Raw genomic sequence first — 12,694 nt, 5'->3', positions numbered from 1 at the left:
CCGGCAACACGCCCCCGAAGGGCGCGGCCCACGGCTTCAAGGGCGCGGTCTACGGCTTCACCGACCGGTAGTAGTCCCGCGCCCCCGTGTGCAGCGCAAGCGGATCCGTGTAGATCGCGGTCCGCAGATCGACCAGTTGGGCCGCGTGCACCTCGGAGCCGATGTGATCCCGGTTGTCGATCACCGTACGGGTCAGGCCCTCGGTCACAGCCGAATCCTGACCGATCGTGGTGACCAGCAGATTGGCCACCGCGAGCGTGCGCACCGCGCTGTTCTGCGCGCGCGGATAGGCATCCGCCGGCATCACGGCGGCGCGGTAGTAGCGCGACGCCCCGCCCTGCTTGTGCAGTTCGGTGATGAGCGACCCGAGGGGCACGAGACGGATGTCGTCGCGCTCGGACAACTCGCGCACACTGCTCGTGGGCAGCCCACCCGACCAGAAGAACGCGTCGACATCGCCCTTCGACAGGAGCTCCGGCGCCTCGTCGATACCGCTCGCCACGGCCGTCAGGTCCTTGTCCAGATCCAATCCGGCGGCCCGCAGCACGCGGTCCGCGACCAGCCGGACCCCGGAACGGTCCTGGCCCACCGCCACCCGCTTGCCGCGCAGATCCCCCGCCTCCCTGATGCCGGACTCCTGCGGCACCACCAGCTGGATGTAGTCGTCGTACAGACGGGCACAGCCGCGCAGCCGCTCGCCGCCCGGATAACCCTCCAACTGGTACTGCTCCACGGCGTCGGCGGCGGCAATCGTGAAGTCGGCGCGGCCCTGCGCGACCCGCGCCACGTTCTCCTGCGAACCGTCACTCGTCACCAGATCGATGTCGAGTTCGGGCAGATCGCGGGCCGCCGCCTGCTGCAGCAGCTTGCCGTACTTCTCGTACACACCCGCGTCCACGCCGGTGCTGAACGTCACGCGACCCCTGGGCTGCGCATCACCGGCCGGCACCAGCCACCACAGGAGCAGCCCCGCGACGACAAGGCACGCGGTGGCGCCGACGACGGCGCGACCGCGGCTCGTGCGGGGCAGTGCGGCGCGGGGCATGCGCGCGATCCTGCCAGGTGACGGACACGTATGACCATGCCCGGGGTCACAGCGGAAACCGCCCCCCACGCGCGCGTGGAGGGCGGGACGGGGCTGTCCCCGCAACCGCCTACCCTTGTTCGCATGAGCAGCAGCGACCGGAGCCAGGCAGTGGGCACTCGCAGTTATGAGATCCGCACCTACGGGTGCCAGATGAACGTCCACGACTCCGAGCGGTTGTCCGGCCTCCTCGAGGAGGCCGGTTATGTGCGCGCCCCCAAGGACGCGGCCGAGGGCGAGGTCGACGTCATCGTCTTCAACACCTGCGCCGTACGGGAGAACGCGGACAACCGCCTCTACGGCAACCTCGGCCGCCTCGCTCCGATGAAGACCGCCCGCCCCGGGATGCAGATCGCCGTCGGCGGCTGCCTCGCCCAGAAGGACCGCGACTCGATCGTCGAGCGCGCCCCCTGGGTCGACGTCGTCTTCGGCACGCACAACATCGGCAAGCTGCCGGTCCTCCTCGAACGCGCCCGGGTGCAGGAGGAGGCGCAGGTCGAGATCGCCGAATCGCTCGAGGCGTTCCCCTCGACCCTGCCCACCCGCAGGGAGAGCGCATACGCGGCCTGGGTGTCCGTCTCCGTCGGCTGCAACAACACCTGCACGTTCTGCATCGTCCCGGCGCTGCGCGGCAAGGAGAAGGACCGCAGGCCCGGCGAGATCCTCGCCGAGGTAGAGGCACTCGTGGCCGAAGGCGTCTCGGAGATCACCCTGCTCGGCCAGAACGTCAACGCGTACGGCTCCGACATGGGCGACCGCGAGGCCTTCAGCAAGCTGCTGCGCGCCTGCGGCACGATCGACGGCCTGGAGCGGGTGCGCTTCACCTCGCCGCACCCGCGCGACTTCACCGACGACGTCATCGCCGCGATGGCCGAGACGCCGAACGTGATGCCGCAGCTCCACATGCCACTGCAGTCCGGCTCGGACACCGTCCTCAAGGCGATGCGCCGCTCCTACCGGCAGGAGCGCTACCTCGGGATCATCGAGAAGGTCCGTGCCGCGATCCCGCACGCGGCGATCACCACCGACATCATCGTGGGCTTCCCCGGCGAGACCGAGGAGGACTTCGAGCAGACGATGCACGTGGTCCGCGAGGCGCGCTTCTCGCAGGCGTTCACCTTCCAGTACTCCAAGCGCCCCGGGACGCCCGCGGCGGAGATGGACGGACAGATCCCCAAGGAGGTCGTACAGCGGCGTTACGAGCGCCTCGTCGCCCTCCAGGAGGAGATCTCCTGGGAAGAGAACAAGAAGCAGGTCGGACGCACCCTCGACCTGATGGTCGCCGAGGGCGAGGGCCGCAAGGACGACGCCACCCGCCGACTGTCCGGACGCGCCCCCGACAACCGCCTCGTGCACTTCAGCAAGCCGGACCAGGAGGTGCGGCCCGGCGATGTGGTGACCGTCGAGATCACCTACGCGGCGCCGCACCACCTCCTCGCCGAAGGCCCGGCCCTGAAGGTGCGGCGCACGCGCGCGGGGGACGCCTGGGAGAAGAGGAACGCCGCACCCGCCGAGCAGCCGGCCGGCGTTCTGCTCGGCCTGCCGAAGGTGGGCGTACCCGAGCCCGTGCCGGCGGCGACCGGCGGTTGCGGCTGCGACTGAAGGACGGCCACTAGGGTGGTTCGCCCACCCGGCCACCTACAGGGCGCTGTTTGTTCGAGCGCCCTGAGGAGCGCCTTGCCGGGTACCACGCGCGCGTTACGCTGCCGATCATGCTCGTCTCTGCCGCTGTCTGCCCCTGCCCGCCGCTGCTCGTGCCCGACGTCGCCGCCGGCGCCGCCCCTGAGCTCGACGCACTGCGCGCCGCCTGCTCGGACGCGATCGCCGTCCTCGCCGCCTCGCGCCCCGATCGCCTCGTCGTGATCGGTACCGCGGAGCAGCAGCACCAGCGGGGCCCGTACCCGCAGGGCGCGCGCGGTTCGTTCCGGGGATTCGGCGTGGATGTGGAGGTCGGCCTGGGCGAACGGGCCGACGGCCTCGGCCCGGAGGCCTCGGCATCCGTGCCCACCGGCGCCGGCGCCTCCGCGGGTGAGAAGCGCGAGCTGCCGCTCTCGCTCGCGGTGGGCGCATGGCTGCTCGAACACGCCGCTTGGGCCGCTGCCCCGCAAGAAGGTCTCGCCGTAGGGGAACCTCTGACCGCCGAGCGGTGTACAGAAACGGGACGCAGAATCGCAGCAGCAGCACCAAGAGTCGCCCTACTGGTGCTCGGTGACGCGAGTGCGTGCCGCACGCTCAAGGCACCTGGCTACTACGACGAGCGCGCGGAGGGCTTCGACGCCACGGTCGCCGAGGCCCTGCGCACCGCGGACACCGCGGCACTGGCGGAGCTCGACGCGCAGCTCGCGGCCGAGCTCCAAGCCGTGGGCAGGGCGCCTTGGCAGGTCCTGGCCGGAGCGGCGGACGGCACGGACCTGCGAGGCGAGCTGCTGTACGACGCGGCGCCGTACGGCGTGGGCTACCTNCGCGCGCCGCGGGGGGGGGGGGGGGGGGGGGGGGGGGGGGGGGGGGGGGGGGGGGGGGGGGGGGGGGGGGGGGGGGGGGGGGGGGGGGGGGGGGGGGGGGGGGGGGGGGCCCCACCCCAACCCCGTCACTCACACCCCGTCACTCGTCCCCCGCCGCCCTCTCCGGCCCGTCGCCGACGGGGCGCTGAGGGCTGTAGTCACCGGTGCCCTTGCTGTCTGCGCCGCCCGGTGAGCCTTCCTGGGAGCCGAGACGGTCGACGGCGCCCTTGGCCTTCTCCTTGCCCGTGCGGATCTGGTCGCTGTACTTGCCCTTGGTCTTCTCGTCGACCGTCTTGGCGGCCTTGTCCAGACCTTGGTCGATCTTGTCCCCGTGTTCCTGGGCGAGGCCTGAGACCTTGTCCTTGGCTGGGCCGAGCTTGGCCTTCAGTGAATCCAACAGACCCATCGGTGCCACCTTCCTCGTGGCCGGATTACCTGCGGGTGCTGTCGCCGGTCTCATTGTCGGCCGCGCCACGGGCCGACTGCTGCTGCGGGATCTCGACGACCCAGGCCCCCCGTACCATCGGGCTGCGCCGGGTCCGCGGTCCCGGAGGGCCCGGCCGTGGATTCGAGGGCCGCAGCGGTGTCGGCCTTGCGGGACACCCGTAGAAACCATGCAAAAACACCCATAACTGCTCCATACGTTACTCGCGCGAGCGAAAACGCGCTCCGGCCCGGAGCGTCCGGTATGTGCACGCACCGTCACCCCGCACGTGCGAGAGCTGCCGCGGCGGTTTGCGAGACTGGAGCAGTGAGTGCCACAGCCCCCGCCCCGCGGGTCATCGCCGTCGTCGGGCCCACCGCGGCCGGAAAATCCGATCTCGGCGTCTTCCTCGCCCAGCGGCTCGGCGGCGAGGTGGTCAACGCCGATTCGATGCAGCTTTACCGCGGCATGGACATCGGCACGGCCAAGCTCACCCGTGAGGAGCGGGACGGAGTCCCGCACCAGCTGCTCGACATCTGGGATGTCACCGAGGCGGCCAGCGTCGCCGAGTACCAGCGGCTCGCCAGGACCCACATCGACCGGCTCCTCGCCGAGGGGCGCTGGCCGGTGCTCGTCGGCGGCTCCGGCCTGTACGTACGCGGCGCCGTGGACAATCTCGAATTCCCCGGTACCGACCCCGAGGTGCGCGCCGCCCTGGAGGACGAGCTCGCCCTGCGCGGTCCCGGCGCCCTGCACGCCCGTCTGTCCGCCGCCGACCCGGAGGCGGGCCGCGCGATCCTGCCCAGCAACGGGCGCCGTATCGTCCGCGCCCTCGAGGTCATCGAAATCACCGGCCGGCCCTTCACCGCCAATCTCCCGGGCCACGAGTCGATCTACGACACCGTGCAGATCGGTGTGGACGTGGCCCGGCCCGAACTCGACGCCCGGATCGCGGACCGCGTCGACCGCATGTGGGACGCGGGTCTCGTCGACGAGGTGCGCGCCCTCGAGGCGCGCGGCCTGCGCGAGGGGCGCACGGCGTCCCGCGCGCTCGGCTACCAGCAGGTGCTCTCGGCCCTCGCGGGGGAGTGCACGGAGTCGGACGCGCGTGCCGAGACGGTGCGGGCCACCAAGCGTTTCGCGCGCCGGCAGGACACCTGGTTCCGGCGTGATCCACGGGTGCACTGGCTGAGCGGAGCGGCCGCCGATCGCGGGGAACTCCCGGCCCGGGCCCTGACGTTGGTCGAACGAGCGGTTACAGCCTGATCACGTGATGGCATCGGGACGCTTCTGCGGTCATCCCGGCTCATGGGCGCGTGCCATCATCGATCTGCGATCGACAGTGGAGTCCTGGGCCGTGGCCGGAAAGTCCCGCACGGCACCCACGGCGAGAGCGCGCATCGGACACCGCGAGCACCGCACAGGACTTTCGGACACGACCTAGTTGGGAGGGCGCGTGGCGATGGAGGCCGGCCCTCGCAACACCGCACACGGGGAATCGGAAGGGCTCAGCGCCGACGGTCCCGGGACGGCACCGGACGAGGCCGTTCCGCGCGGCTCGGACGAGCCCGGTCCCGATGAGGACGAGGCCACGCCGGTCTCCGAGGTCGAGGTGGAACTGCGTCCCCAGCGGCGCCTGCGGATCTGGCAGATCGCCCCGATCGTCGCACTCGCCGCCATCGGCTCCCTCATGTTCGCCTTCCCGCTCGCCTTCGAGTTCGGTGACGGCGGCGCGGTCGTGGCCATGCTCGGGATCCTGCTCAGCTGCTGCTCCGCCGGCTGGGGTGTGATGGCGGCCCGACGGGTCGGTCTGACCTGGCCTGGCCTTCCGGTGCGGGGCTCGGGCCGCCGCCCCGACTGGCGGGTGGTCGCGGTCTACGCCGTGGTCGTCCTGTCCGTCGCCGTGCTGGCAGTCTGGCGCGTCGACCGCCTCCGCTGACTCTTCCCGGGCGCCATCCGGGCGCACGACGCGTTGTCACCGCCACCCCGTACGATCGAGGAATGAGCACGCGGATCGGCTTCCTCAAGGGACACGGCACCGAGAACGACTTCGTGATCGTCCCCGACCCGGACGACACCCTCGACCTCGGCCCAGCCGCCGTCGCCGCCCTGTGCGACCGCAGGGCCGGCATCGGAGGCGACGGGCTGCTGCGCGTCGTCCGCTCCGCCGCGCACCCGGAGGCCTCCGGAATGGCCGCCGAGGCCGAGTGGTTCATGGACTACCGCAATGCGGACGGCTCCATCGCCGAGATGTGCGGGAACGGCGTCCGGGTATTTGCCCGCTATGTGCAGCGCGCCGGTCATGTGCAGGCCGGCGACCTGGCCGTAGCCACCCGTGGCGGCGTCAAGCGCGTCCACCTGGCCAAGGGCGAGGGCGGCGCCGACGGCGACATCACGGTCTCGATGGGCCGTGCCGTGCTCCCCGAGGAGCGGGCCACGGTGACGGTCGAGGGCCGCAGCTGGCCCGCGTACAACGTGAACATGGGCAATCCCCACGCGGTCGCCTTCGTCGACGACCTCGCACACGCCGGAGACCTGTTCCGGCCGCCGCCGCTTAGTCCGGAGGGCGTCTATCCGGAGGGGGTGAACGTGGAGTTCGTCGTCGACCGAGGCGAGCGGCACGTCGCCATGCGGGTGCACGAGCGCGGCTCGGGCGAGACCCGCTCCTGCGGTACGGGAGCGTGTGCGGTGGCCGTGGCGACGGCCCGTCGTGACGGAGTCGATCCGGCCAGGACCGGCACACCCGTGGCGTACACCGTGGATCTGCCCGGCGGACGTCTGGTGATCACGGAGCATCCCGACGGCACGGTCGAGATGACCGGTCCCGCCGTGATCGTCGCCGAGGGCGAGATCGACCCCGACTGGTTCGAAACCGTACTCCGATGAAGCTTCCCTCGAATGGGTGATCCGCTTCACTCCCGGCGAGAGCAGGTGAACCCCGCGTGATGGGCTCGGTAGCATCAAGCACCGGCGCGGACGGGGGAAGCCGCCGCCCGCCCCACCGCCGGTCGACGCCGGAGGTGCCCATGAGTCCAGAAGCGCAGGACGCGACGCCCAGCGCCCCGGACGCGGGGAGCGCCGTCGCGGAGAGCACCGACGCCCCCAGGGACACCCCGACCGCAACGCCGCACGCCGTGGAGGGCCACGCCCCTGCTCGCAGGCGTGGCCGGCCTCGGATCGATCTGCGCAGGCTGGGCCGTGCCGCTCTGCTCGGTGGTGCGTCGCGGGGCCGCCTGCCCGACGCGATCGGGCATGTCGCCGAGGCGCACCGAGCGCACCATCCGGATGCGGACCTGGACCCGTTGCGCCGCGCCTATGTGCTCGCCGAGTCCTCGCACCGAGGGCAGATGCGCAAGAGCGGCGAGCCGTACATCACGCACCCCCTCGCGGTGACCCTGATCCTCGCCGAACTGGGCGCGGAGACCACCACATTGACCGCGTCGCTGCTGCACGACACGGTCGAGGACACCGACGTGACGCTCGACCAGGTCCGCACCGAGTTCGGTGACGAGGTCTGCTATCTCGTGGACGGCGTCACGAAGCTCGAGAAGGTCGACTACGGAGCGGCTGCCGAACCGGAGACGTTCCGCAAAATGCTCGTCGCCACGGGCAACGACGTGCGGGTCATGTCCATCAAACTCGCCGACCGGCTGCACAACATGCGCACCCTCGGCGTGATGCGCCCGGAGAAACAGGCGCGCATCGCCAAGGTCACCCGGGACGTCCTGATCCCGCTCGCCGAGCGCCTCGGCGTCCAGGCGCTCAAGACCGAGCTCGAGGATCTCGTCTTCGCCATCCTGCACCCCGAGGAGTACGAACGGACCCGCGCGCTCCTCGCGGAGAACTCCGCGCGGTCCGACTCGCTCGGCGAGACCGCCGAAGAGTTCCGCGCCGTGCTGCGCGAGGCCGGCATCCCCGCCGAAGTCCTCATCCGGCCACGGCACTTCGTCTCCGTGCACCGGGTCAGCATCAAGCGCGGCGAGCTGCGCGGTGCGGACTTCGGCCGGATCCTCGTCCTCGTCGGCGAGGACGCCGACTGCTACGCCGCGCTCGGCGAGCTGCACACCTGCTTCACACCGGTGGTCTCCGAGTTCAAGGACTTCATCGCCGCGCCGAAGTACAACCTCTACCAGTCGCTGCACACGGCCGTCGCCCGGCCGGACGGCGAGGTGGCCGAAGTCCTCATCCGCACACATCAGATGCACAAGGTCGCCGAGGCGGGCGTGGTCGCGCTCGGCAATCCGTACGCATCGGGCGCCGAGGAGGCTCCGGACGCCGTCGAGACCGACTGGATCCAGGGGGAGGGCGAGCGCACCGACCCGACCCGCCCCGGCTGGCTCTCCCGCCTGCTGGACTGGCAGCAGGCCACGCCGGATCCGGACACCTTCTGGCGGTCCCTGCGCGAGGAGTTGTCCCAGGATCGCGAGATCACCGTCTACCGCACCGACGGTGGCACGCTCGGCCTCCCCGCAGGCGCCAGCTGCGTGGACGCGGCCTACGCGCAGTACGGCGATGATGCCCACGCCTGCATCGGTGCCCGGGTGAACGGCCGCCTGGTGCCCCTGAGCACGGTCCTCAGGGACGGCGACACCGTGCATGTCCTGCTCGCCCCGCTCGAGACCACTTCCGGACCTTCTCCGGACTGGCTCGACCACGCGCGTACGCCCGCCGCCCGCATCGCCATCCGGCACTGGCTCACCGCGCACCCCGACGACCGGCAGGACGCCGATGCCGCTCCCCGCCCGCAGCTCACGGTGGCAGCCACCCGCCCCGCGGTGGAGAACGTGGTGGTGGACCGCCCCGGTGCGAGCGTACGCATCGCGGGGTGTTGTACGCCTGTGCCGCCGGATCCGGTGATCGGCTTCGCGGTGCGCGGCGGCGCCGTGACGGTGCACCGCGCGGAGTGTTCCGCGGTGCAGCGGATGACCGAGGCGGGGCGCGAACCGGTCGGCGTGCGCTGGGTCCGGGACGCGGAGTGCCGGGTGACCCTGACTGCCGAATCGTTCGGGCGGCCGCATCTGCTCGCCGATCTCACCGAGGCCATCGCGATCGAGGGTGTCGCCATCGTCTCGGCCACGGTCGAGCCGCCCACCGAGGGCCGGGTGCGCCACACCTACTCGCTGCAACTCCCGGACGCCGCAAGGCTCCCCACCCTGATGCGCGCCATGCGCAAGGTGGCCGGCGTGTACGACGTGAGCCGCGCCCAGCATCCGGCAGCGGCCGCTCCGTAGTCGGGCACGCACGGCGTCTTCCCTCGTCGCAGGGCGTCACGGGTGGAAGTACGACCCCTCGTTCGGGTGGGCCGGGAGCGCGCCGTCGGCCGGGGGGCGTGCGGCACTGATAGCCGTGGATCATGTTGCTCTCGCCCCGTATCAGGGCCGCTCTCCTGGCCGCCGCTGCCACTGCCCTGGTGGCCGCGGGTGCGCCCGCGCCCGGGCCGCTCGGCATCGGCGACCCGCTCTTCCCGCATCTCGGGAACCCCGGCTACGACGTCGTCTCGTACGACATCGCCTTCGACTACAGCGGTGACAACAGCCGTCCGCTGAACGCCGTCACCAAGATCGACGCGCTGGCCACCGCCGATCTGCGGCGCATCAACCTCGATCACACGCGCGGCAAGGTCGGTTCCGTGCTCGTCGGCGGCGAGACCGCGCAATTCACCGTGCAGGGCGAGGACCTCGTCGTCACACCGCCGAAGCCGGTCCGCAAGGGCATGCCGATCGCCCTCGTGGTGCGGCACACCAGCGACCCCGGCGGCGACGAGGACAAGGGCGGCTGGATCCGCACCGGCGACGGCCTCGTCATGGCGAACCAGGCGGATGCGGCGCACCGGGTCTTTCCGTGCAACGACCACCCGGCGGACAAGGCCCGTTTCACCTTCCGTATCACCGCACCCAAGGGCACCACAGCAGTGGCCAACGGCCTGGCCGCCGGGAAGCGGACCACCGCCCGCGGTACGACCTGGACGTACCGGACCGCCCACCCCATGGCCACGGAACTGGCCCAGGTCGCGATCGGGAAGTCGACGGTCGTACGGCGGCAGGGGCCGCACGGTCTGCCCATTCGGGACGTCGTGCCGACGGCCGACCGCGCGAAGGTCGAGCCGTGGCTCGAGAAGACCCCGGACCATGTCGCCTGGATGGAAGACAAGGTGGGGCGCTATCCGTTCGAGACGTACGGCGTGCTCCTAGCGGGAGCGCGGACGGGTTTCGCCCTGGAGACGCAGACGCTGTCCCTCTTCGAGCGCGATCTGTTCACCACGGAGGGCGTGCCTCGGTGGTACGTCGAGTCGGTGATGGTCCATGAGCTCGCCCACCAGTGGTTCGGCAACAGCGTCAGCCCGCGCACCTGGTCCGACCTGTGGCTCAACGAGGGGCATGCCTCCTGGTACGAGGCGCTGTTCACCGAGGAGCGGGCCGGCCGGTCCCTCGAGGAGCGGATGAAGGAGGCGTACCGCAGTTCCGACGGCTGGCGCGCCTCGGGCGGGCCACCGGCCGCCCCCGAACCGGCGGCCCCGGGCCGGCAGCTCAGCCTCTTCCGGCCGATCGTCTACGACGGCAGTGCGCTGGTGCTCTACGCCCTGCGCCAGGAGATCGGCGGCTCCGCCTTCGACCGCTTGGAGCGCGCCTGGGTGCAGCGGTACGCCGACGGCAACGCCACGACCGAGGACTTCACCAGGCTCGCCTCGTGGACCGCGGGCCGTGATCTCTCCGGCTTCTTCCGCGGCTGGCTGTACGGCGCGAAGACGCCGCCCATGCCCGGTCACGCGGACTGGCGGTCCGCACCGCCCGCGGACGGGGACGAGACGGCGCCGTCGGACGGCGGCGCGTGAGCGCGGTGCGCAGGAACTCCGTCGTGGCGCCGAATAACCCTGGTGACGAGACGGGGCGTGCCGTGCGACCATCGATGCGTCGGTGCGACAGAACGCCCAGGGGAATCTTCGGACGGTCCGGGGCGTTGACATCACCGAGTGTGCCGGGACTGCCACGTCGTCCCGGACACGGCGATTCCGGCCGGGGCGACTGCCCGTCCGCCGGAGCCGTACCCCACCCTTCGACCGTAAGGATCCAATGACCTCCTCTTCATCCCCTTCCCAGGACGCACAGAACGTGCACAACCCCGCGCCGAATCCTGCCGAGGGACTTCGGGCCGATGCCCTGATGGAAGAGGACGTCGCCTGGAGCCACGAGATCGACGGCGCGCGGGACGGTGAGCAGCTGGACCGCACGGAGCGTGCGGCGCTGCGCCGTGTGGTGGGTCTGTCCACCGAGCTCGAGGACGTCACCGAGGTCGAGTACCGGCAGCTCCGTCTGGAGCGCGTGGTCCTCGTCGGTGTCTGGACGAGCGGCACGGTGCACGACGCGGAGAACTCCCTCGCGGAGCTGGCCGCACTCGCCGAGACCGCGGGCGCCATGGTGCTCGACGGTGTCGTCCAGCGCCGCGACAAGCCGGATCCGGCCACGTACATCGGCTCCGGCAAGGCACAGGAGCTGCGCGACATCGTGCTCGACACGGGCGCGGACACGGTCATCTGCGACGGTGAACTCAGCCCGGGTCAGCTCATCCACCTCGAGGACGTCGTCAAGGTCAAGGTGGTCGACCGCACCGCCCTGATCCTCGACATCTTCGCCCAGCACGCCAAGTCCCGTGAGGGCAAGGCCCAGGTCGCGCTCGCACAGATGCAGTACATGCTGCCGAGGCTGCGCGGCTGGGGCCAGTCGCTCTCCCGGCAGATGGGCGGCGGCGGTGGTGGCGGCATGGCCACCCGTGGTCCCGGTGAGACCAAGATCGAGACGGACCGTCGGCGTATCCGCGAGAAGATGGCGAAGATGCGCCGGGAGATCGCGGACATGAAGACCGGCCGCGAGATCAAGCGACAGGAGCGCCGGCGGAACAAGGTGCCGTCGGTCGCCATCGCCGGTTACACCAACGCCGGCAAGTCCTCCCTGCTCAACCGACTGACGGGCGCGGGCGTCCTGGTGGAGAACGCATTGTTCGCCACCCTGGACCCGACGGTGCGCCGAGCCGAGACGCCCAGCGGGCGGCTCTACACGCTGGCCGACACCGTCGGATTCGTCCGGCATCTGCCGCACCACCTGGTCGAGGCCTTCCGCTCCACCATGGAGGAGGTCGGCGACTCCGACCTCGTCCTGCATGTGGTGGACGGATCGCATCCGGTGCCGGAGGAGCAGCTGGCCGCCGTCCGCGAGGTGATCCGAGACGTCGGTGCGTCCGACGTACCGGAGATCGTCGTGATCAACAAGGCGGATGCCGCCGACCCGATCGTCCTGCAGCGCCTGCTGCGGGCCGAAAGGCACGCAATCGTCGTCTCCGCCCGCACGGGCGAAGGCATCGACGAACTCCTGGCACTCATCGACGACCAACTGCCCCGGCCCCAGGTCGAGATCGAGGCGCTGGTGCCCTACACCCAGGGCGCGCTCGTGTCGCGCACCTATGCCGAGGGCGAGGTGATCTCCGAGGAGCACATCGCGGAGGGCACCGTGCTCAAGGCGCGGGTGCACGAGGAACTGGCGGCGGAGCTCGCCAAGTACATCCCCGCGGACCGCTGAGAGGCGCACGCACCCGAGGCGAAGGCCCGTCCCGCAGCAACTGCGGGACGGGCCTTCGAGTATGTCGGCAGTGGCGGGCCGCCCGGGTTGAGACGGGGCGGCCCACCGCGGCACG

The 12,694-nt window shown here is 71.2% G+C and carries 9 protein-coding genes and 1 pseudogene; 8 read left to right on the top strand and 2 right to left on the bottom strand.

Annotated features, from left to right (window positions below; genetic code table 11):
* Positions 1-49: 49 nt before the first annotated feature.
* Positions 50-1,045, bottom strand: coding sequence for a TAXI family TRAP transporter solute-binding subunit (locus DY218_RS22645; RefSeq protein WP_128557961.1), 996 nt, complete (start codon positions 1,043-1,045; stop codon positions 50-52).
* Positions 1,046-1,168: 123 nt separating this feature from the next.
* Here DY218_RS22645 and miaB point away from each other — a divergent pair, with 123 nt between their 5' ends.
* Positions 1,169-2,686 carry a tRNA (N6-isopentenyl adenosine(37)-C2)-methylthiotransferase MiaB gene (gene miaB / locus DY218_RS22640; RefSeq protein ID WP_128557960.1) on the top strand — a complete coding sequence of 506 codons (1,518 nt, stop codon included), beginning with the start codon at positions 1,169-1,171 and terminating at the stop codon, positions 2,684-2,686.
* Between the two features lie 110 nt (positions 2,687-2,796).
* Positions 2,797-3,545: pseudogene (locus tag DY218_RS35360) on the top strand (class III extradiol dioxygenase subunit B-like domain-containing protein); the annotation flags it as partial.
* Between the two features lie 140 nt (positions 3,546-3,685).
* Here the strand turns inward: DY218_RS35360 and DY218_RS22625 are convergent.
* On the bottom strand, positions 3,686-3,991 hold the full coding sequence (locus DY218_RS22625; RefSeq protein WP_128557959.1) for an antitoxin: 306 nt from the start codon (positions 3,989-3,991) through the stop codon (positions 3,686-3,688).
* A gap of 345 nt (positions 3,992-4,336) precedes the next feature.
* Here DY218_RS22625 and miaA point away from each other — a divergent pair, with 345 nt between their 5' ends.
* From miaA to hflX, 6 genes are all read left to right on the top strand, one after another.
* Positions 4,337-5,275: a tRNA (adenosine(37)-N6)-dimethylallyltransferase MiaA gene (gene miaA, locus DY218_RS22620; protein ID WP_128557958.1), complete on the top strand. Its 939-nt coding sequence runs from the start codon at positions 4,337-4,339 to the stop codon at positions 5,273-5,275.
* A gap of 196 nt (positions 5,276-5,471) precedes the next feature.
* The gene (locus tag DY218_RS22615; RefSeq protein WP_128558000.1) at positions 5,472-5,948 is read left to right on the top strand and encodes a hypothetical protein; all 477 of its coding nucleotides are present in this window, start codon (positions 5,472-5,474) and stop codon (positions 5,946-5,948) included.
* Between the two features lie 62 nt (positions 5,949-6,010).
* Positions 6,011-6,895 (top strand): diaminopimelate epimerase, encoded by an 885-nt coding sequence (gene dapF / locus DY218_RS22610; RefSeq protein WP_128557957.1) that lies wholly within the window; start codon positions 6,011-6,013, stop codon positions 6,893-6,895.
* Positions 6,896-7,035: 140 nt separating this feature from the next.
* The gene (locus DY218_RS22605; protein WP_128557956.1) at positions 7,036-9,240 is read left to right on the top strand and encodes a RelA/SpoT family protein; all 2,205 of its coding nucleotides are present in this window, start codon (positions 7,036-7,038) and stop codon (positions 9,238-9,240) included.
* A 119-nt stretch (positions 9,241-9,359) separates the two neighbouring features.
* The gene (locus tag DY218_RS22600; protein WP_128557955.1) at positions 9,360-10,841 is read left to right on the top strand and encodes a M1 family metallopeptidase; all 1,482 of its coding nucleotides are present in this window, start codon (positions 9,360-9,362) and stop codon (positions 10,839-10,841) included.
* Positions 10,842-11,079: 238 nt separating this feature from the next.
* Positions 11,080-12,579: a GTPase HflX gene (hflX, locus tag DY218_RS22595; protein ID WP_128557954.1), complete on the top strand. Its 1,500-nt coding sequence runs from the start codon at positions 11,080-11,082 to the stop codon at positions 12,577-12,579.
* Positions 12,580-12,694 lie beyond the last annotated feature (115 nt).

The sequence above is a fragment of the Streptomyces triticagri genome (genome assembly GCF_003429565.1).
In the GTDB taxonomy this organism is placed as follows: Bacteria; Actinomycetota; Actinomycetes; order Streptomycetales; family Streptomycetaceae; genus Streptomyces; species Streptomyces triticagri.
This window is presented reverse-complemented; position numbering and strand designations above follow the sequence as displayed.

Excerpts from the sequence above, each read along its gene's own strand:
- DY218_RS22605 (WP_128557956.1), top strand. The coding sequence starts at position 7,036 with ATGAGTCCAGAAGCGCAGGACGCGACGCCCAGCGCCCCGGACGCGGGG.
- DY218_RS22645 (WP_128557961.1), bottom strand. The coding sequence starts at position 1,045 with ATGCCCCGCGCCGCACTGCCCCGCACGAGCCGCGGTCGCGCCGTCGTC.
- dapF (WP_128557957.1), top strand. The coding sequence starts at position 6,011 with ATGAGCACGCGGATCGGCTTCCTCAAGGGACACGGCACCGAGAACGAC.
- DY218_RS22615 (WP_128558000.1), top strand. The coding sequence starts at position 5,472 with ATGGAGGCCGGCCCTCGCAACACCGCACACGGGGAATCGGAAGGGCTC.
- miaB (WP_128557960.1), top strand. The coding sequence starts at position 1,169 with ATGAGCAGCAGCGACCGGAGCCAGGCAGTGGGCACTCGCAGTTATGAG.
- hflX (WP_128557954.1), top strand. The coding sequence starts at position 11,080 with ATGACCTCCTCTTCATCCCCTTCCCAGGACGCACAGAACGTGCACAAC.
- DY218_RS22625 (WP_128557959.1), bottom strand. The coding sequence starts at position 3,991 with ATGGGTCTGTTGGATTCACTGAAGGCCAAGCTCGGCCCAGCCAAGGAC.